Genomic DNA, 19,173 nt, shown 5'->3' on the forward strand with positions numbered 1-19,173 from the left:
TCAGCTATCTCAGACAGAACGATTGTGGCGCGAGCCCCTCACCCGGATCGCTGCGCGATCCGACCTCTCCCCGCAAGAGCGGGGCGAGGTTAGCGCGACAGGAACGCTTGTGTCTTCTCGACAAAACGAAGGTGCATGCCACGAGCGCCACCCTGCTCCCTCGCCCCGCCCTTGCGGGGAGAGGGTTGGGGTGAGGGGCAAGCCACAGGCACGAACCTCACTTCTTCGTCTTGCCGGAATCCTTCACCGCCTCGAAGGTCGCGAATTCGACGTTGTAGAGTTCGCCGTCGACCTTCTCGACCTTGCGGATGTAGATGTTCTGCACGATGTCGCGGGTTTCCGGATCGATCGAGATCGGGCCGCGCGGGCTTTCCCACTTCATGCCCTTCATCGCCGCGATCAGCGCATCGCCATCGGTCTTGCCGCCGGTCTTCTTTAGCGCCTCGTAGATCAGGCGGATGCCGTCATAGCCGCCGACCGCCATGAAGCCCGGGCGCGAGCCGAAGGCCTTCTTGTAGGCGGCGACGAATTCCTTATTTGCCGCCGAGGGATGCGCCGCAGAATAGAGATGCGCGGTGACGGTGCCGAGCGCCGCATCGCCCATGCCGTTGAGCAGATCGTCGTCCATCACGTCGCCGGGACCGATCACCTTGATGCCCGACTTGTCGAGCCCGCGCTCGGCATATTGCTTCATGAAGTTGCCGCCCTGTCCTGCCGGCACAAACACGAACACGGCGTCGGGTTTGGAATCCTTCATGCGCTGCAGGAACGGAGCAAAATCAGGGTTTTGCAGCGGCACCTTCACCTCTTCCACGATCTCGCCGCCGCCGGCGGTGAAGTTCTGCTTGAAGAAGTTGAGGGCGTCGTTGCCGGGCGCATAGTCGGAGGTCAGCGTCGCCACCTTCTTGATGCCGTTCTTGGCGGCCCAGTCACCGATGATGGTCGACGACTGCGCCAGCGTGAAGGAGGTGCGCACGATATAGGGCGAACGCTCGGTGATGATCGAGGTGCCCGCCGCCATCACGATTTCCGGAACCTTGGCCTGCGTCGCCAGCGGCGCCGCCGCGAGTGCAGCGGGCGTCACGCCAAAACCCGCGATGAAACTGACCTTGTCGTTGACGATCAGTTCCTGCGCGAGGCGCTTGGTGTTGTCGGGAACCGCCGCGTCGTCCTTCAGGATGACTTCGATCTTCTTGCCGGCGACGGTATCGCCGTTCTGCTGCATGTAGAGCTTGACCGCGTTGTCGATCTGCTTGCCGGTCGATGCCTGGCCGCCGGTCATCGGCAGGATCAGGCCGATCTTGACGGTCTCCTGGGCGTGAGCCGGCGCGAACGCCAGCATTGCCGCGACGGCGCCTGTGGCCAGCAACATGTGACTGCGAATAGACATGAACATTCCCCCTGATCGGCCTTGTGTCCTGAACCGAGTCCCCGGCCCTTGATCTCCACCATAACCCAGATTTTTCGGCCGGGTAGCGCGGCAACATGGCGTCCTTGGCCGCCCTTTTGTCAATCGGACCATTGGCGCGCCGCGGCGAAAAGGCCGGGCTGCCGGAAATGTCGTGAAATAGGCGACGGTATTATAATATGATCCAATCTCGCCGCCCGACGCCTCCCAAGATTGGCCGCCTATTTGTACGATTGTACAAATGAAATGGTCCTGTCAACTAGGAGCGTTCGTCGGTTCCCGGCGCCCTAAATCCATCATCCTTAAAGGGTCAGGTCGTAACCTGCTGCCGATGCCAACCAGCGCGCGCCATATTGTCACGATCGTCACCGTTGCCCTCGCGGGCTGCGGCTTGGCCGGTTGCGGCACGATCGCAGCCGGTGTCAGCGACGCCATTCCGGCAGCGATCGGCGGCATGCCCGCGGATGTGCCGCCACGTCCCGGGACCGCGAAATACGACGAGTATATGCGGGAGCGCGAGCGAAAGCGGCTGTTGCCGGCATCCGAACGGGGCGAGGAAACCAAGCCCGCGCCCTCATCGCAGGATGCGGCTCGCTAGTCCATGAACACGACCGTCTTGCGGCCATTGAGGATCACGCGATCCTCGAGGTGATAGCGCATGGCGCGCGCCAGCACGCGGCGCTCGATGTCGCGGCCCTTGCGCGAGAGATCTTCCGGCGTGTCGCGGTGGCTGATGCGCTCGACGTCCTGGTCGATGATCGGACCCTCGTCGAGATCGCGGGTGACGTAATGCGCGGTGGCGCCGATCAGTTTGACGCCACGCTCGTGGGCCTGGTGGTAGGGACGCGCGCCCTTGAAGCCCGGCAGGAACGAGTGGTGGATATTGATGCAGCGCCCCGACAGCCTTGCCGACATCTCGTCCGACAGGATCTGCATGTAACGCGCCAGCACCACGAGATCGGTCTTGGTGTCCTGAACCAGTTTCAGGACCGCCTCTTCCTGCTCGCGCCTGGTTTCCTTCGTCACCGGCATGTAGTGGAACGGGATCTCGCCGAAATCGAGATTGCCGTAGGTCTCGCGCGGATGGTTGGAGACAACAGCGGTTGGGATCATCTCGAGTTCGCCGGTGCGCCAGCGATAGAGGATATCGACCAGGCAATGATCCGACTTGGAGACCAGCAGCATCACCCGGCGGCGGCTGGCGCGGTCGCGCATCTGCCATTCCATGCCGAAGCGGTCGGCGATCGCGGTGAAGCCGGTCTGCAGGGCCTGCAATTCGACCGCGAGATCGGCCGCGGTGAACACCACCCGCATGAAGAATTTTCCGGTTTCGATGTCGTCGAACTGCTGGGCGTCCAGAATGTTCTGCCCGTTATGGGCGAGAAAGGTCGACACCGCGGAAACGATGCCGGGGCGATCCGGGCAGGACAGGGTCAGGACGAACTGGTGATCGGGCATGGCGAAACTGACAATAATTCGGGCAAAAGGGTGAAGCGGCGATTGCGGCCCTGCTCTATCACCGCGCATACGCTTGCGCCAATCCCGAAACCGGGGTCAGGATGAACAAAGCGCGAAGCAAAAGCGTTGGAGCGAGACCATGGCAGACAGATTGAACGGCTACCGCATCCTGATCCTGGAAACGCGCGAGGAAGCGCAGTTTTCCCGCCTGCTCACCGAGCAGGGCGCCGACGTGCTGCAATGTCCGATGTTCACCATCCACGACGCGCCGGACCCCGCGCCGGTCGAGGCCTGGATCGGACGATGCATTGAAAGGCCCTTCGACGATGTCGTGCTGATGACGGGCGAAGGCCTGCGCCGGCTGATGAAGGTGGTCCGGCGCATCGGTACTGAACAGGCATTCGTCGCCTCACTCGGCAAGGCGCGTACATTTGCGCGCGGGCCCAAACCGGGCAAGGCGCTGCGCGAAATCGGGCTGGAACCGCAGATGACGACGGAAAAGCCGACCTCCGAAGGCATCGTCGAGATGCTGTCGCGCCTCGATCTCAACGGCCATCGCCTCGGCCTGCAGCTTTACCCGGACAAGGATCACAGCGTCCTGATCGGCGCGATCAAGGCGCAAGGCGCCGAGGTCGATACCGTGCTGCCCTATGCCTATGACGCGCAGGCCGCCGACGCCAACATCATCGCCGCGATCGACGAGATGGCGGCAGGCCGCATCGACGCGATCGCGCTGACCAATCTCGGCCAGATCCGCCGCCTGGTCGAGGTCGCCCGCGCGCGCGGCTGCGAGGACCGACTCCGCGACGGGCTCGATCGCACGCCAATCGCTTCCGTCGGACCGGCAGTTTCGGACGAACTCAAGTCGCATGGCCTGCGCACCGACATCTACCCGGCCGAGGACGCCTTCTTCATGCGGCCGCTGATTTCGGCGATGGCGGCGGCGCTCGGCAAAAATCCGCCGCGCAAGGCAATGTAAGACCAGGGTGTGTGGACTCTGAGCGCAACTAGCCGCCGACCCGTCTTCGCATCAATCGCGCAAAAGCGCGACCTCCCGAAGGGTCCTGCTTGAGCCTAAGACGGAGACGAGCCCCAGCGCCATCAGCAGCACGCCAAGCCAAGTTGCCATCCAGTCCTGCCCGTCATCGGCCGCCTCGGTAAAGGAAAAGGCGACCGGCGCAGCGGCAACGGAGTCGCTGGTGGCCGGTGCGGCCGCCAGAAGCGTCTCCACGTCGACCTGATGTGGCGTGCGGTGGTCGGGCGTGAGCCGATCGGTCGCGCGGTTTTCGATGGGTGCCGGCGGCGCGAAGGCCGCGGCCCCCGTAGTTAGGACGGAAGCGGCATCAGCCACCTTGAGCTCGGGCGCGGGCCGCATTGGCTGAGCCGTTTCCGCCGGTGCGGAGCGCAGCAGCTCCGCACGCGCATCCACGACCGCCTTCCGCTTGTGCCGCTCGGCCTCGTTCTCCTCGGGAGCGGCGACACTAGGCTTCGTGGCGCGATAACGAACCTGCTTCTTCACCGCGGTCCCCTCAGCGGTCTGGAACCAGCATTTGCGGTGGCCTTCCACACGATAGACCCAGCGCTGGCCGGCCGTTGTCGACTTGCCGGGCCGTGGCACGCACTCCTCTTCCGCGGGAGCGGGGGCTTGCCGGGGAGCGACATTGAACAAGTCTGCAAAAGGATTCGAAGACGCAGGCGATGCCGAGAGACCTGCGAGAAGGACAAAAGCAGCGAAGCAAAATCGCAAATGACCGGACATGGAAACACCCCGGTGTTGCGCCCCCTGCACCACCTTTGGCCGCGACCTAGGTCGCATTGCGGCTCAAATCCGGCAACGCGGTGGATTCATTCTGGCTCGGAACGATATCTAGGCATGAGTGCCGATCCTACAGCCGCGCGGCGTCGATGGACGTTCAGGTCTGTCGTTTGCCCAAATGCGAGCGGCGCAATGTCCGACCCTGGTCCGGCATATGCACCAAGAGCAGACCTCCGCCGACCACTGAATTTATCGACTCACAGCCTAATCCACCTTGGCGCCGGCGAACTTGACCACTTTGCCCCATTTCTCGGTTTCGTCCGCCACCAGCTTGCCGAAGTCGGCGGCCGAGCCCGGCAGCAGAATGGCGCCGATCTCGGTGAACCGCGCCTTGGCCTTGGGATCGGCGAGGATTTCGTTGACTGCCTTGTTGAGCCTGTCGACGATTTCGGGCGGCGTGCCTTTCGGCGCCGCGAGGCCATACCATGCGCTTGCCTCGTAGCCCGGCAGATAATCGGCGACCAGCGGCAGGTCCGGCAGCACGTCCGAGCGGGTCGTGCTGGTGACCGCAAGGCCGCGAAGCTTGCCGGATTTGACGTGCTCGGCGCAAGTCGGAAGATTGTCGAACATCACCTGCATCACGCCGGAGAGCATGTCGGTAAGTGCCGGCGCGCCGCCGCGGTAGGGCACATGCTGCATGTTGATGCCGGTCAGCATCTTGAACAGCTCACCCGACATGTGGATCGTCGAGCCGTTGCCGGATGACGCCATGTTGAGCTTGCCCGGGTTGGCCTTGGCATAGGCAATCAATTCAGGAATCGATTTGATCGGCAGCGATGGGTGCACCACCACGACATTGGGAAAGCGGATGATGCCGGCGATCGGCTCCATCTCCTTCATGAAATCGAACGGCAGCTTGTCGTAAAGCGTGGCGTTGATCGCATTCGCCGGCGCGACCAGCAGCAGCGTGTAGCCGTCCGGCGTAGCGCGCAGCACGGACTCGGTGGCGATATTGGTGCCGCCGCCCGGCCGGTTTTCGATAACGAATGATTGCCCGAGCTTTTCCGACAGCCATTGCCCCATCAGGCGCGACGTGAGGTCTGCCGAGCCGCCTGGCGTGTAACCGATCACGATGCGAACCGGCCGCGCGGGGTAGGCCTGCGCGCTTGCACTTCCGGATGCGAGCGGAAGCGCAGCCGCACCGGCTGCGAATTGCAAAAATTGACGACGCTGAAATTTTTTCATGTTTCCTCCGACGCACTGGCGGCTCTTGCGGCCGCCTGGGTGCGCATACTATCCGTGGAGCGTCGCCAAGCCGACAAATATTCTCAGTCCGGAGGCGGAAGGTTTACCGCGTCACTTCGTCTCGCTCAGGAAAGCCTGATAGGCGAGCCTGATGCCGTCCTCCAGCGAGGTAGAGGCTCGCCAGCCAAGCTTGGCCAGCCGGCTGACGTCGAGCAGCTTGCGCGGGGTGCCGTCCGGGCGCGACGTGTCGAAGGAGATATCGCCGGCATAGCCGACGGTCGCTGCGACCACCCGGGCAAATTCGGCGATCGTGATGTCCTCTCCGGTGCCGATATTGACCAGCTCATCGCCGGAATAGGTCTTCATCAAATGGATGCAGGCATCGGCGAGGTCGTCGACATAGAGGAACTCACGCCGCGGCGTGCCGGTGCCCCAGACCACGACCTCACTGGCGCCGGACATCTTCGCCTCGTGGAAGCGGCGGATCAGGGCGGCGACGACGTGGCTGTATTCGGGATGATAATTGTCGCCGCTGCCGTAGAGATTGGTCGGCATCACGTTGATGAAGTCGGCGCCATATTGGCTGCGATAGGCCTCCACCATCTTGATCCCGGCGATCTTGGCAATCGCATAGGGCTCGTTGGTCGGCTCCAGCGGCCCCGTCAGCATGGCGTCCTCGCGCAACGGCTGCGGCGCCAGCTTCGGATAGATGCAGGACGAACCGAGGAACATCAGCTTCTCGGCGCCGTTGACATGCGCCGCATGGATCACATTCGCCGCAATCACCAGATTGTCGTAGAGGAATTCGGCGCGCAGCGTGTTGTTGGCGACGATGCCGCCGACCTTGGCGGCCGCGAGAAACACCACCTGCGGGCGCTTGGCGGCGAACCAGCGGTTGACCGCGGCCTGATCGCGCAGATCGGCTTCGCCGCGGCTCGCCGTCAGCAGTTCGACATTTTCCGCCGCCAGCCGGCGTACCAGCGCCGAGCCGACCATGCCGCGGTGGCCGGCGACGTAGACCGTCTTGCCCTCCAGCTCAAACGGCAGCCTCGCCATTGGCCACCTCCCGCCGCGCCTCTGCGAGATCGCTTGCGACCATTTCCTTGACCAACTGGGCAAACGAGGTCTTGGGCTTCCAGCCAAGTTTCTCGCGCGCCTTGCTGGCGTCGCCGACCAGAAGATCGACTTCGGTCGGCCGGAAGTAGACCGGATCGATCCTGACCAGGGTCTTGCCGGACTTGCCGTCCACGCCGGTTTCATCGGCGCCCTTGCCGCGCCATTCGATGGTGCGGCCGACTTCGGCAAACGCCAGCTCGACGAATTCGCGCACCGAACGGGTCTCGCCGGTCGCCAGCACGAAATCGTCGGGGGCATCCGCCTGCAATATCCTGTGCATGCCTTCGACATAATCCCGCGCATGCCCCCAGTCGCGCTTGGCTTCGAGATTGCCGAGATAGAGCGCCTCTTCCAGACCAGTCTCGATCCGGGCAACGCTGCGCGTGATCTTGCGCGTCACAAACGTCTCGCCGCGGATCGGGCTCTCATGGTTGAACAGGATGCCGTTACTGGCAAATATGCCGTAGGCCTCGCGGTAATTGACCGTGATCCAGTAGCCGTACAGCTTTGCGACGCCATAGGGCGAGCGCGGATAGAACGGCGTGCTCTCCTTCTGCGGCACCTCTTGCACGAGACCGTAGAGTTCCGAGGTCGAGGCCTGATAAAACCGCGTCTCCTTCTCCATGCCGAGGATCCGGATCGCTTCGAGTAGCCGCAGCACGCCGATGGCGTCGGCATTGGCGGTATATTCCGGGCTCTCAAAACTGACGCCGACATGGCTCTGGGCGGCGAGGTTGTAGATCTCGGTCGGCCTGATCTGCTGCATCAGCCGGATCAGGTTGGTCGAGTCAGTCATGTCACCGTAATGCAGCAGGAACGGCACGTTGCGGGAATGCGGATCCTGGTAGAGGTGATCGATGCGGGCGGTGTTGAACGAGGACGACCGCCGCTTGACGCCATGGACGGTGTAGCCAAGGCCGAGCAGATATTCGGCCAGATAGGCGCCGTCCTGGCCGGTGACGCCGGTGATCAGCGCCACGCGCCGCTGTGAATCCTGAGCCGTCATATCTTCTCCAAACGCGTTCTCGCGCAGGCCATAGCATTTCGACCCCCGCCAAGTCTATCGCCAAAGTCTTTTAAAATCAGCCTCTTAGGGGCTTAATCTCCGTGGTGGCGCAAGCGTTCGAGTTCGATGATGGTGACGCCACCATATTCGAGCCGCAGCAGGCCTTCCTTCTCCAGCCGCTTCAGGCACTGGTTGGCATTCTGCCGCGAAATACCGGACAACGCTCCGATTTCTTCCTGCGTGATCTCGAGATGGCGCGTCATGTCCGGATAGAGAATCGGGTTGAACAGCGAGGCGATCGAGCGCGCGACGCGGCTGGTGGCGTCGAGCGTGCGGCCGTGTTCCACCGCGCCGATGAACTGGCCAAGCCGCTCGTTGAGCTGCCGGACCAGAAAGCGGTTGAATGCGACGCTGTTCTCGAACAGCCAGAAGAAGGTATTGCGATCCATCAGCGCCAGCCTGGTATCGCGCAACGCGACCACGTCGTAACGGCGCGGCTCGCTCTTCAGCATCGAGCCCTCGCCAAACCAGGCGCCTGCCGTGAGGCCGGCGAAGGTCGCGGCCTTGCCGCCGCTCGACACGGTGCCCATCCGGGCAAGGCCGGTGACGATGCCGGTCCAATAGTCGAAGGCATCGCCGCGCATGAAAATATGTTCGTTGGCGCGATAGGATTTCTCCACGATGCCGCCACGGGCGACCTCGATTTCCCGATCGTTGAGTTCGCGCGACCACGCCGCGATGCGCTTAAGGTATTCCGCAGCAATCATGATCGCATCGACCGTCGCGTCCCCATCGATTCTCTTGCTGCACTGCAGCAGAAGTGCTCTCAGACGAAATTTCCCGACCAATTGTCAGGCAAAAGACATTTCAAACTATCGCATTGCCCTAAGGAGGGCCACCTCGGTACGCGCCGTCCATGGCGCGGTGGCGGGGTGCGACGCTACCACGCGTGACATCATCCGGCATCGATAGTCGGATGGCCTGTCCGTCACCGCCGATGTAGGATCGCGCATGCGATTGCGAACGATAGATATAAATAAAGAGCGCTGCTCAAGCGCCATATCCGGAGGGAATGAGTGGCTTACACGTTGGAAGTGCGCGGGGTATCTCTGCGCTTCGGTGGCGTCCGTGCGCTGACCGAAGTCTCCTTCGGCGTGAACGAGGGCGAATTGTTCTCGATCATCGGCCCGAACGGGGCCGGCAAGACCTCCATCGTCAATTGCATTTCCGGCCGTTACAAACCGACCGAAGGCCAGCTGTTCTACCGCGGCAAGGACATCACCGGCCTCAATCCAAACGCGCGGCCCCGGCTGGGCGTCGGCCGCACCTTCCAGAACCTGGCGCTGTTCCATCACATGAGCGTGCTCGACAACATCATGGTCGGGCGGCACCACCTCCTGAAGAACAACTTCATCACGGGCTCGCTGTACTGGCTGACCGGCGCCCGGCGTGAGGAACTCGAGCACCGCCGCAAGGTGGAGGAGATCATCGACTTCCTCGACCTCCAGTCCGTGCGCAAAGCCACCGCCGGCACCCTGCCCTACGGCCTGCGCAAGCGCGTCGAACTCGCCCGCGCGATGGCGTTGGAGCCGCAGCTGATTCTGCTTGACGAGCCGATGGCCGGCATGAACTTCGAGGAAAAGGAGGACATGGCGCGCTACATCGTTGATCTCAACGAAGAGTTCGGCATGACCGTCATGATGATCGAGCACGACATGGGCGTGGTGATGGACATTTCCCACCGCGTCATGGTGCTGGATTTCGGCCGCAAGATCGCCGAGGGCGATCCGGCGTCCGTGCTCGCCGATCCCCATGTCAAGCGCGCCTATCTCGGCGAAGAGGATGAGGTCCTGGTCGATCCCGACGATACGCCGGCGCCACGGGAGAGCGTGGCATGATGGACTACGCCGGACGCGCCGCCCAGGCAGATACCTTTCCAAAATTGTTGCGCCTCAATGCCAGGGAGCACGGCGGCGAGATCGCGTTGCGCGAAAAGGACCTCGGGCTGTGGCGCGTCTTCACCTGGAACGACTACCAGAGGCGCGTGCATGATTTCGCGCTCGGCATGCTCGAACTGGGTCTCGGCGGCGGCGACGTCATCGGTATCATCGGCGACAACCGGCCGGATTGGGTGGCGGCTGAAATCGCAACGCATGCCATCGGCGCCATGAGCCTCGGCCTTTATCGCGACGTGCTGGACGAGGAAGCGGCCTACCTTCTCAGCTACGGCGACGCCAAGCTGGTGTTCGCCGAAGACGAAGAGCAGGTCGACAAGCTGCTGGCGCTGGCCGATCGCGCCCCCAATCTCAAGCACATCGTCTATTCCGATCCGCGCGGCATGCGGAAATACGACGATCCGCGCCTGATGGAAGCCGAAAGGCTCGCCACCATGGGGCGCGACCGCGCTTCGCGCGAGCATGATATCTACGACCGGCTGGTCGACGCCACCCAGGGCGAGGACGTCGCGATCCTCTGCACCACCTCGGGCACCACCGCCAACCCCAAGCTGGCGATGCTCGCAGCCGGGCGCGTGCTGAAACATTGCGCGACCTATCTGGCATTCGATCCGAAGGGGCCGGACGACGAATATGTCTCGGTGCTGCCGCTGCCCTGGATCATGGAACAGGTCTACGCGCTCGGCAAAGGGCTGCTCTGCCGGATGAAGGTCAACTTCGTCGAAGAGCCCGAGACCATGATGCACGATTTCCGCGAGATCGCGCCGACCTTCGTGCTGTTCGCGCCGCGGCTCTGGGAATCGATCGCCGCCGATGTGCGCGCCGGCGTGATGGATTCGTCGCCGCTGAAACAGAAGCTATTCGACGTCGGCATGAAGACGGGGCTTTCGGCGCTCGCCCAAGGCAAGCGATCGATGTTGGCCGACCAGTTGCTGTTCCGCGCGCTGCGCGACCGCCTCGGCTTCACACGGCTGCGCTCGGCCGCGACCGGGGGCGCCGCGCTCGGGCCGGATACTTTCAAATTCTTCCAGGCAATGGGCGTGCCGTTGCGCACGCTCTACGGCCAGACCGAAATGTTGGGGGCCTACACACTTCATCCCTTTGGCAAGGTCGATCCGGATACGACGGGCGTGCCGATGGCCGACGACATCGAGCTCCGCGTCGACAACCCCGACATCAACGGCGTCGGCGAAATCGTCGTGCGCCACCCCAACATGTTCCTCGGCTACTACAAGAATCCGGAAGCCTCGGCCGCCGACATGAAAGACGGCTGGATGCATTCCGGCGACGCCGGCTATTTCAACAACGACAAGCAGCTCGTCGTCATCGACCGCATCAAGGATCTCGCTGAGACCTCGCGCGGCGAGCGCTTCTCGCCGCAATATCTGGAGAACAAGCTGAAGTTCTCGCCCTACATCGCCGAGACGGTCGTGCTCGGCGCCGGCCGCGATACGCTGGCGGCAATGATCTGCATCCGCTACTCGATCATCTCGAAATGGGCGGAGAAGAACCGCATCTCGTTCACGACCTATACCGACCTCTCCTCGCGTCCCGAGGTCTACGCGCTGCTGCGCAAGGAGGTCGAGGGCGTCAACGCCACGCTGCCGCCGGCGCAACGCATTTCCCGCTTCCTGCTGCTCTACAAGGAACTCGACGCCGATGACGGCGAGCTGACCCGCACCCGAAAGGTCCGCCGCAGCGTCATCAACGAGAAATACGCCGACATCATCGACGCGATCTATGGCGGCAGGAGCGAGATTCCGGTCGACACCGTGATCCGTTTCCAGGACGGCACCACCCAGCGCATCCGTACCACGCTGCGGGTGGTCGACCTCGGCCATGATGCGCCGTTGGCGGAGGCCGCGGAATGATGATGGCGCAGCGACGAATTCGCGCGGTGCCAATTGATGCGCCCTCTCCCCTTGTGGGAGAGGTCAGCACCGCCGGTCGATACGAACACGCTTCGGTGAGGGGTCTCTTTCCACATATGTGCACGCGGAGAGAACCCCTCACCCGTCTTCGCTCCGCGAAGCCACCCTCTCCCACAAGGGGAGAGGGAGAAGGCAGCGCAACTCTCGCGTATCGGAAAACATGAACACCCAGCTTTTGATCCAACTCCTGGTCAACGGCCTCGTGGTCGGCACGCTCTACGGCGTGGTCGCGATGTCGTTCGTGCTGATCTACAAGGCAACCCAGGTGGTGAACTTCGCGCAGGGCGAATTGCTGCTGGTCGGCGCCTGGGTGTGCTGGTGGCTGCTCACCAAATATCAGGTGCCGTTCTATCTGGGCATGCCAATCACGCTGGTCTTCATGTTCCTGTTCGGCATCGCCATCCAGATCGTCATCCTGCGTCCGATGATCGGCGAGCCGATCATTTCCGTGATCATGGTGACGATCGCGCTGTCGACGGTGTTCTCCGCGCTGATGAAGTGGATGTTCGGCGTCAATTTGCAGCCGTTCCCGCGCATCTTCCAGACCCAGAACGTCAACATCCTCGGACTGCAGGTGCAGACCGTCTATCTGATGAGTCTTGCGGTCTCGGTGGCGATGATGATCGGTATGGCGTGGTTCTTCCGCCTTTCCAAATACGGTCTCGCCATGCGCGCCACCGCGTTCAACCAGCAGGTGGCGCAGTCGCTCGGCATTTCCGTGAAAAGCGTATTCGCGATGGCCTGGGCGATTTCGGCCACCGTCTCCGCCGTCGCGGGCGTGGTGGTGGCCGTCGTCAACGGCGTCTCGGCCGGGCTGTCCGCCTACGGCGTGAAGGTGTTTCCGGCGGCGATCCTCGGTGGTCTCGACAGCGTCGGCGGCGCAGTGCTGGGCGGCATCATCATCGGGCTCTTGGAAAACTTCGCGCATTTTCTCGACAGCGAATATCTGCACTGGGGCAATCTCTACGAGATCGCGCCGTTCTATGCGCTCATCATTATCCTGATGATCAAGCCGTACGGCCTGTTCGGCACCAAAGACATCGAGCGGGTGTAATCAATCATGGCAGGCCAGACCCTCATCCCAGCCGGCGATTTCCGTACCAGCTATGCGGCGGATACCACCGTGTTTCCGACCACCACCAGCCGCAACGCCATGATCGCGGGCATCGTTCTGGTCTGCTTTGCGCCACACGTCGTCAACGAATACATCCTCAGCCTGCTGATCCAGATCGGCATCTTTGGCATCGCAGCCCTTGGGCTGAACATCGTTGTCGGATTCACCGGCCAGATTTCGATCGGCCATGCTGCCTTCTTCGGTTTCGGCGCGTTCACGTCAGCCTATCTCTCGAACCGGTTCGGCATTCCCGTCTTCTTTTGCATTCCGCTCGCGGGTGTCGTGACGGCGGCAGTCGGCCTGATCTTCGGCCTGCCCGCGGCGCGGCTGAAAGGCCTTTATCTCGCGATCGCGACGCTGGCGGCGCAGTACATCCTGCTCGACTTCTTTGCCCGCGCCGAATGGTTCACCGGTGGCAGCGTTCCCGCCAGCGCCGAACCGTTCTCGATCTTCGGCTACATGCTGCGCGGCGATAAACAGTATTTCTACGTCGTGCTGGCATACGTCATCGTCTGCTATCTCCTGGTCACCAACCTGATCCGTTCGCGCGACGGACGCGCGCTGGTGGCGGTGCGCGACCACTATCTGTCCGCCGAGATCATGGGCATCAACCTGACCAAATACCGGACGCTGTCGTTCGGCCTTGCGGCCTTCTTTGCCGGCGTCGGCGGCGCGCTCTATGCGCATTACAATCAGGTGGTCTCCAACGAAGGTTTTGGTATCGACCGCTCGATCATCTTCCTGGCGATGATCATCATCGGCGGGCTCGGCTCGATCATGGGCACGCTGATGGGCACCGCCTTCATGGTGCTGCTGCCGGAATCGATGGAGTGGCTCAGCGTCGCACTGCGCGGCAGTCCGATCGACCAGTTCCTGGGATTGAAGAACAACATCGCTTTCCTGCGCGAGATGGCGATCGGAATCATCATCATCGTCTTTCTGGTGTTCGAACCGGACGGACTCGCGCATCGCTGGCGGCAGATCAAGGCATATTGGAAACTCTACCCGTTCTCGCATTGAGGTCGGAACGGGACGGACAACAAGAAGACCTCGAGAAATAACCGGAGGATTAGTCCATGACGATGAAGACTCTACTGAGCACCGCCTCGCTGGCGCTCCTGCTGGCGAGCGCCGCAACGACGTCGCAGGCCCAGGTCGCGCTGGGACATCTCACCGACTATTCGGGCCCCACCTCGGACGTCGGAACGCCGTTCGGACAGGGTGTCGCGGACACCTATGCGTGGATCAACAAGAGCGGCGGCATCAACGGCGCCAAGGTCAACCTCGATACCGTCGACTACGGCTACCAGGTGCCGCGTGCGATCGCCCAGTACAAGAAGTGGTCCGGCTCCGACAAGGTTGCCGCCATTCTCGGCTGGGGCACCGCCGACACCGAAGCGCTGACGGGATTCCTGGCCCAGGACAAGATCCCGGATATTTCGGCATCCTATGCCGCGGCGCTCTCCGACCCGACCGGCGCCGGCGGCAAGGCCAAGCCTGCCCCCTACAACTTCTTCTACGGTCCGAGCTACTCGGACGCGGTTCGCGGCATGCTGACCTGGGCCGCCGAGGACTGGAAGTCCAAGGGCAAGTCCGGCAAGCCGAAATTCGTCCATATGGGCGCCAACCACCCCTATCCGAACGCGCCGAAGGCCGCCGGTGAAGCGATTGCCGCCGAACTCGGCTTCGAGCTGCTGCCGCCGATCGTGTTTGCGTTGACGCCCGGCGATTACAGCGCGCAGTGCCTGACCCTGAAGAGCTCGGGCGCCAACTACGCCTATCTCGGCAACACCGCCGGCTCCAACATCTCCGTGCTCAACGCCTGCAAGGCCGCCGGCGTCGACGTGCAGTTCCTCGGCAACGTCTGGGGCATGGACGAGAACGCCGCCAAGGCTGCTGGTGCCGCCGCCGACGGCGTGGTGTTCCCGCTGCGCACCGCGGTGGCGTGGGGCGGCAGCGCTCCCGGCATGAAGACCTTCATGGAAATCTCCAAGATGTCGGATGCGGCCGGTACCGCCTACCGTCCGGTACATTACATCGCCGGCGTCTGCACCGCGCTCTACATGAAGGAAGCCGTCGAATGGGCTGCCAAGAACGGCGGCGCCACCGGCGAGAACGTCAAGAAGGGTTTTTATCAGAAGAAGGATTGGGTGCCCGCGGGCGGCGAAGGCATCTGCAATCCCTCGACCTTCACCGAGACGGATCACCGCGGCACGCTCAAGGTTGATCTCTATCGCATGAAGGTCGCAGGCGCGACCGACGCCCCGCTCAACGATCTCGTCAAGAACGGCGGCATCAAGATGGAGAAGGTGAAGACGATCGACCTGCCGCGCAAGCCCGAGTGGCTGGGTTGGTGATTTCCCGGGTCGCCTTCGGGCGATCCCAACACTCCGTCGTCATCCCCGCGAAGGCGGGGATCCAGTACGCCGCGGCTTCTCGATCGATCGAAGACGCCTCTGGAATACTGGATCACCCGCTCCAGTGCGCAATTGCGCACAAGGCGGGTGATGACGGCAAGAGGTGATCAGACATGATTGAAGCAACCGAAATCAACCGTCCCGCACCGGCTGCACAGGCCGCCGCGCCGCTCCTCAGCGTCCGCAACATCGAGGTGGTCTACGACAAGGTCATCCTCGTTCTGCGCGGCCTCAGCCTCGATGTGCCGAAGGGCGCGATCGTGGCGCTGCTCGGCGCCAACGGCGCCGGCAAGTCGACGACGCTGAAGGCGATCTCAGGGCTTCTCAAGACCGAGGACGGCGAAGTCATCCGCGGCGAGATCGTCTTCGACGGCGTGCGCATCGACGGCATCGATCCCGACAAGATCGTCCGTCGCGGCATCTTTCAGGTGATGGAGGGCCGCCGTATCATATCCGACATGACCTCGATCGAGAATTTGAAGCTCGGCGCCTTTACCCGCAGCGACAACGAGGTCGCCAGCGACATCGACATGGTGTTCAGATATTTCCCGCGCCTGAAGGAGCGCACCGGGCTTGCCGGCTATCTCTCCGGCGGCGAGCAGCAAATGCTGGCGATCGGCCGCGCGCTGATGGCGCGGCCCAAGATGATCCTGATGGACGAGCCGTCGATGGGCCTGTCGCCGCTCCTGGTCAAGGAGGTGTTTGGGATCATCAAGGCAATCAACCGCGACCTCGGCGTCACCATCCTGCTGGTAGAGCAAAACGCGCGCGCGGCGCTGTCGGTCGCGAGCCACGGCTACATCATGGAACAGGGCAAGGTGGTGCTCGACGGCACGGCCGACGAATTGCGCGACAATGAGGACGTCAAGGAATTCTACCTCGGCGGCGCCGGCGACCAGCGCAAGAGCTTCAAGAACCTGAAAAGCTTCAAGCGGCGAAAGCGGTGGCTGTGACCGCCACCACTCATCATTTAGCCGATCACCTGCTCGGCTTCCGCGACCGCGCAAAGCACATGATAGAACGAAGACGCAGGAATGGTGGCGACCAGCGAGTTGCCGTCGCGATCGAACTGGTCGTACCAGCCGCCCGCGACGCGATGGCTCAGATAATGCCGTTCGAGCCGCGCCAATGCCGCGCGCGCTTCGTCGGCGGCTCCCGCCTCGCCCGCCTCGGCCTGCGCGATCCACGCCTTGGCGATTTCGGTCTGCGGCCACAGCCGGCGCGTATGCCGCCTGATGTTGCCGGCAGCGTCGCCCTCGTCGATCAGGCAGCCGGTGGCCTCGTCGCGATAGCGCAGCGCCGACGCCAGCAGTTCGCCGCGGTAGCGGCCGGTCGGGCAGCCGGTGATGCGTTCAAAGCCCTTCAAGAGCCACGCCCACTCCGCCTGGTGTCCGGGCTCGACGCTGACGGGCTCGATCTTCGAGAAGTCTTCCTCAAAGTACTCGCCAAGCACCTGCCGCTGCTTGTCGTAGAGGTTGGCCAGAAACAGGCTGAAGAAACTCCCGGCCCTGTTCTGGAACACGATGTCGTGCGTCGCGTCGAACGCCGCGATCATCGCTTCGAACAGATGCATGTGAGGGTTCTGCCGTCGCGGCAGCGACACCGGCAATCCTTCGTGAACCCCGCCGTGCGGCGAGCGCAACTGCGTCTCGACGAAATGGCACAGCGCGTCGATCTCGGCGCGGACCTGCGCATCGCGATCGAGTCCATGGACGGTTGCAAGGGCGAGCAGGACAAAGGCGTGATCGTAGGAATCGCGCAGCGGGTCCAGCACAGCACCATCCGGCGTCAGCGTGTGGACAAAGCCCGGTCTGCCATCGGGAGCTTTCGCCTTCGCCAGCAGGTGCTCCAGCCCCTTCAGCGCGATCGCGCGCCCGTCGGGATACCAGCCCACTTGCGCCGCCTTGGCGTAGCAATAGATCTGGCGCGCCTGCACGAACACCCGGCGCGGCGCCGAGGCATCGGCGCGGCCTTCCACATCGAGCCGATCGATAAAGCCGCCCGCTACGTCGTCCCAGCCTTCGGTCGACCACAGCGGCAGGCAATGGTCGATCATGCGAAGCTTCAGCCTCGCAACGATATCGGCCGAATCCAGCATATCTGCCGCCGCAGCGGTATCTCTTTCAGCCATTGCGTTCCCTGGAACATCAACACCGGTAGAAGCCGTCTGATAGCACGTCAGAGGCGGCGCGCAATCGGCGCTGGGCCCTCGGTTCTGATTCAATCAGAACCGAGGGCCCAGCATATTGTTTTAACGCGTTTTCTTCACGCGAACCGGAAGCCACTTCGCTCTAAAACGCTATAGCCTGCGAGATCAGCTATGACCGACCATTACGACGCCCTTGAAACGCGCGAGCCGGCCAAACGCGAGGCGGAGCTGTTTTCCCGGCTTCCGGACATCCTGCGCAAGGCGCTGGCGGCGCCGGCCTATGCCGGGCGGCTGAAGGGCATCCATCCGGCCGGGGTAACCAGCCGCGCGGCGCTTGCTGAGTTACCAGTGTTGCGCAAGTCGGAACTCCCTGCCCTGCACAAGGCCGCGCCCCCCTTCGGCGGTTTCGTGGCCGGGCCGCTGGGATCGTTCGGACGCCTGTTCACCTCGCCCGGGCCGATCTTCGAGCCCGAGCCCGTTCACGCCGACCCCTGGCGCGGCGCGCGGGCGTTGTTTGCGGCCGGCTTCCGGCCCGGCGACGTCGTGCTCAACACCTTCAGCTATCATCTGACGCCCGGCGGCTTCATCTTCGACGCCTCGGCGCGGGCGCTGGGCTGCGCGGTGATTCCGGCCGGCCCCGGCAATACCGAGCAGCAGTTCGAGCTGATCGAGGCCTATCGGCCGGTCGGCTATAGCGGCACGCCGGATTTCCTCAAGATCCTGCTCGACGCCGCGGCCAGCGTCGGGCGCGACGTTTCCTCGATCAAGCGCGCGCTGGTATCCGGCGCGGCGTTTCCGAAATCACTGCAGGACGAGGTGAAGTCGCGCGGCATCGACGCCTATCAGGCGTTCGGCACCGCCGACCTCGGCCTGGTCGCGTTCGAGACGCCGGCGCGCGAAGGCATGATCGTCAACGAGGACCTGATCATGGAAATCGTGCGTCCCGGCACCGGTGACCCCGTTGCGCCCGGCGATGTCGGCGAGATCGTCGTTACTTCGCTCGACCCGCAGCATCCCTGGATCCGTCTCGCGCTCGGGGACCTCACGGCGGCTCTGCCGGGCGCAAGCCCGTGCGGACGCACCAACATGCGCATCAAGGGCTGGATGGGACGCGCCGACCAGACCACCAAGGTCAAGGGCATGTTCGTCCGCCCCGAGCAGATCGCCGAGATCGGCAAGCGCCATCCCGAACTCGGACGCTTGCGCCTCGTGGTGACGCGGTCCGGCGAGAGCGATCTGATGACGCTGAAAGCGGAAACGGCCTCACCCAGCGAAATCCTTCACAGCGAACTCGCCGCGAGCCTGCGCGCGGTGACGAAACTCGGCGGCAATGTCGAACTGGTAGGCCCCGGCGCGTTGCCGAATGACGGCAAGGTGATCGCGGACAAGCGTACCTAACGGTGCAAGTGTGCCAAGAGGGAATTCGGTGTGCCGAAGGGGCGTGTCATACAGCGCTTCGCCACCTGTTCGGACTGTGATGAGAGTTGGCACGGCCGCCTCTCAGTGGCACACCTTGCTGTGGTTGGCCCACTTCGGCCAATCCCGATTTGCGGGATCTGCAATTATTCCGTGTAGATCATTCCACCAAACGCTTTTTGACAGGGCTGAAGCTTTCCGC

At 63.1% G+C, this 19,173-nt stretch carries 17 protein-coding genes; 9 read left to right on the forward strand and 8 right to left on the reverse strand.

Annotated features, from left to right (window positions below):
* Positions 1 to 217: 217 nt before the first annotated feature.
* A complete protein-coding gene (locus C7G61_RS06595) occupies positions 218 to 1,396 on the reverse strand; it encodes an ABC transporter substrate-binding protein (protein ID WP_108513270.1) in 1,179 nt (392 codons plus the stop codon).
* Between the two features lie 343 nt (positions 1,397 to 1,739).
* Between C7G61_RS06595 and C7G61_RS06600 the strand changes: the two genes are divergently transcribed.
* A complete protein-coding gene (locus C7G61_RS06600) occupies positions 1,740 to 2,006 on the forward strand; it encodes a hypothetical protein (protein ID WP_108513271.1) in 267 nt (88 codons plus the stop codon).
* Here the strand turns inward: C7G61_RS06600 and purU are convergent.
* Positions 2,003 to 2,866, reverse strand: a complete 864-nt coding sequence (purU, locus tag C7G61_RS06605; protein WP_108513272.1) for a formyltetrahydrofolate deformylase — start codon at positions 2,864 to 2,866, stop codon at positions 2,003 to 2,005. The genes C7G61_RS06600 and purU overlap by 4 nt on opposite strands.
* 139 nt (positions 2,867 to 3,005) lie before the next feature.
* Here purU and C7G61_RS06610 point away from each other — a divergent pair, with 139 nt between their 5' ends.
* Positions 3,006 to 3,845 (forward strand): uroporphyrinogen-III synthase, encoded by an 840-nt coding sequence (locus C7G61_RS06610; RefSeq protein ID WP_108513273.1) that lies wholly within the window; start codon positions 3,006 to 3,008, stop codon positions 3,843 to 3,845.
* Between the two features lie 51 nt (positions 3,846 to 3,896).
* Here C7G61_RS06610 and C7G61_RS06615 read toward each other — a convergent pair whose 3' ends face one another.
* The 5 genes from C7G61_RS06615 to C7G61_RS06635 form a co-directional block, all read right to left on the reverse strand.
* Positions 3,897 to 4,484, reverse strand: a complete 588-nt coding sequence (locus tag C7G61_RS06615) for a hypothetical protein (RefSeq protein ID WP_244608153.1) — start codon at positions 4,482 to 4,484, stop codon at positions 3,897 to 3,899.
* Positions 4,485 to 4,886: 402 nt separating this feature from the next.
* Complete coding sequence (locus C7G61_RS06620) at positions 4,887 to 5,867, reverse strand: Bug family tripartite tricarboxylate transporter substrate binding protein (protein WP_108513275.1); 981 nt, start codon at positions 5,865 to 5,867, stop codon at positions 4,887 to 4,889.
* Between the two features lie 111 nt (positions 5,868 to 5,978).
* Positions 5,979 to 6,923 (reverse strand): GDP-L-fucose synthase, encoded by a 945-nt coding sequence (gene fcl, locus C7G61_RS06625; protein WP_108513276.1) that lies wholly within the window; start codon positions 6,921 to 6,923, stop codon positions 5,979 to 5,981.
* Positions 6,904 to 7,989 carry a GDP-mannose 4,6-dehydratase gene (gmd, locus tag C7G61_RS06630; protein ID WP_108513277.1) on the reverse strand — a complete coding sequence of 362 codons (1,086 nt, stop codon included), beginning with the start codon at positions 7,987 to 7,989 and terminating at the stop codon, positions 6,904 to 6,906. The genes fcl and gmd overlap by 20 nt, the downstream gene beginning before the upstream one ends.
* Before the next feature lie 92 nt (positions 7,990 to 8,081).
* Positions 8,082 to 8,756, reverse strand: coding sequence for a Crp/Fnr family transcriptional regulator (locus C7G61_RS06635; RefSeq protein WP_108513473.1), 675 nt, complete (start codon positions 8,754 to 8,756; stop codon positions 8,082 to 8,084).
* A 309-nt stretch (positions 8,757 to 9,065) separates the two neighbouring features.
* Here C7G61_RS06635 and C7G61_RS06640 point away from each other — a divergent pair, with 309 nt between their 5' ends.
* From C7G61_RS06640 to C7G61_RS06670, 6 genes are all read left to right on the forward strand, one after another.
* The gene (locus C7G61_RS06640; protein WP_108513278.1) at positions 9,066 to 9,887 is read left to right on the forward strand and encodes an ABC transporter ATP-binding protein; all 822 of its coding nucleotides are present in this window, start codon (positions 9,066 to 9,068) and stop codon (positions 9,885 to 9,887) included.
* Entirely contained in the window at positions 9,884 to 11,815 is a 1,932-nt protein-coding gene (locus C7G61_RS06645) for a long-chain fatty acid--CoA ligase (RefSeq protein WP_108513279.1), read from the forward strand. Before C7G61_RS06640 ends, C7G61_RS06645 begins: the two co-directional genes overlap by 4 nt.
* Positions 11,816 to 12,035: 220 nt before the next feature.
* On the forward strand, positions 12,036 to 12,929 hold the full coding sequence (locus C7G61_RS06650; protein ID WP_108513280.1) for a branched-chain amino acid ABC transporter permease: 894 nt from the start codon (positions 12,036 to 12,038) through the stop codon (positions 12,927 to 12,929).
* Positions 12,930 to 12,935: 6 nt separating this feature from the next.
* Complete coding sequence (locus tag C7G61_RS06655) at positions 12,936 to 14,009, forward strand: branched-chain amino acid ABC transporter permease (protein ID WP_108513281.1); 1,074 nt, start codon at positions 12,936 to 12,938, stop codon at positions 14,007 to 14,009.
* A 56-nt stretch (positions 14,010 to 14,065) separates the two neighbouring features.
* The gene (locus tag C7G61_RS06660) at positions 14,066 to 15,346 is read left to right on the forward strand and encodes an ABC transporter substrate-binding protein (RefSeq protein WP_108513282.1); all 1,281 of its coding nucleotides are present in this window, start codon (positions 14,066 to 14,068) and stop codon (positions 15,344 to 15,346) included.
* 173 nt (positions 15,347 to 15,519) lie between these two features.
* Positions 15,520 to 16,359, forward strand: coding sequence for an ABC transporter ATP-binding protein (locus C7G61_RS06670; protein WP_108513284.1), 840 nt, complete (start codon positions 15,520 to 15,522; stop codon positions 16,357 to 16,359).
* 17 nt (positions 16,360 to 16,376) lie between these two features.
* Here the strand turns inward: C7G61_RS06670 and C7G61_RS06675 are convergent, their stop codons facing one another.
* The gene (locus C7G61_RS06675; RefSeq protein ID WP_108513285.1) at positions 16,377 to 17,537 is read right to left on the reverse strand and encodes an AGE family epimerase/isomerase; all 1,161 of its coding nucleotides are present in this window, start codon (positions 17,535 to 17,537) and stop codon (positions 16,377 to 16,379) included.
* 189 nt (positions 17,538 to 17,726) lie between these two features.
* Here C7G61_RS06675 and C7G61_RS06680 point away from each other — a divergent pair, with 189 nt between their 5' ends.
* Positions 17,727 to 18,953: a phenylacetate--CoA ligase family protein gene (locus C7G61_RS06680; RefSeq protein WP_108513286.1), complete on the forward strand. Its 1,227-nt coding sequence runs from the start codon at positions 17,727 to 17,729 to the stop codon at positions 18,951 to 18,953.
* The last annotated feature ends 220 nt before the right edge of the window (positions 18,954 to 19,173 follow it).

This window comes from Bradyrhizobium algeriense, assembly GCF_003062295.1.
Lineage (GTDB): Bacteria > Pseudomonadota > Alphaproteobacteria > Rhizobiales > Xanthobacteraceae > Bradyrhizobium > Bradyrhizobium algeriense.

What these genes read in the sequence shown, in the direction of transcription:
- C7G61_RS06595 (WP_108513270.1), bottom strand. Translation starts at nt 1,396, where the DNA reads ATGTTCATGTCTATTCGCAGTCACATGTTGCTGGCCACAGGCGCCGTC.
- C7G61_RS06600 (WP_108513271.1), top strand. Translation starts at nt 1,740, where the DNA reads ATGCCAACCAGCGCGCGCCATATTGTCACGATCGTCACCGTTGCCCTC.
- purU (WP_108513272.1), bottom strand. Translation starts at nt 2,866, where the DNA reads ATGCCCGATCACCAGTTCGTCCTGACCCTGTCCTGCCCGGATCGCCCC.
- C7G61_RS06610 (WP_108513273.1), top strand. Translation starts at nt 3,006, where the DNA reads ATGGCAGACAGATTGAACGGCTACCGCATCCTGATCCTGGAAACGCGC.
- C7G61_RS06620 (WP_108513275.1), bottom strand. Translation starts at nt 5,867, where the DNA reads ATGAAAAAATTTCAGCGTCGTCAATTTTTGCAATTCGCAGCCGGTGCG.
- fcl (WP_108513276.1), bottom strand. Translation starts at nt 6,923, where the DNA reads ATGGCGAGGCTGCCGTTTGAGCTGGAGGGCAAGACGGTCTACGTCGCC.
- gmd (WP_108513277.1), bottom strand. Translation starts at nt 7,989, where the DNA reads ATGACGGCTCAGGATTCACAGCGGCGCGTGGCGCTGATCACCGGCGTC.
- C7G61_RS06635 (WP_108513473.1), bottom strand. Translation starts at nt 8,756, where the DNA reads ATGATTGCTGCGGAATACCTTAAGCGCATCGCGGCGTGGTCGCGCGAA.
- C7G61_RS06645 (WP_108513279.1), top strand. Translation starts at nt 9,884, where the DNA reads ATGATGGACTACGCCGGACGCGCCGCCCAGGCAGATACCTTTCCAAAA.
- C7G61_RS06650 (WP_108513280.1), top strand. Translation starts at nt 12,036, where the DNA reads ATGAACACCCAGCTTTTGATCCAACTCCTGGTCAACGGCCTCGTGGTC.
- C7G61_RS06655 (WP_108513281.1), top strand. Translation starts at nt 12,936, where the DNA reads ATGGCAGGCCAGACCCTCATCCCAGCCGGCGATTTCCGTACCAGCTAT.
- C7G61_RS06660 (WP_108513282.1), top strand. Translation starts at nt 14,066, where the DNA reads ATGACGATGAAGACTCTACTGAGCACCGCCTCGCTGGCGCTCCTGCTG.
- C7G61_RS06670 (WP_108513284.1), top strand. Translation starts at nt 15,520, where the DNA reads ATGATTGAAGCAACCGAAATCAACCGTCCCGCACCGGCTGCACAGGCC.
- C7G61_RS06675 (WP_108513285.1), bottom strand. Translation starts at nt 17,537, where the DNA reads ATGGCTGAAAGAGATACCGCTGCGGCGGCAGATATGCTGGATTCGGCC.
- C7G61_RS06680 (WP_108513286.1), top strand. Translation starts at nt 17,727, where the DNA reads ATGACCGACCATTACGACGCCCTTGAAACGCGCGAGCCGGCCAAACGC.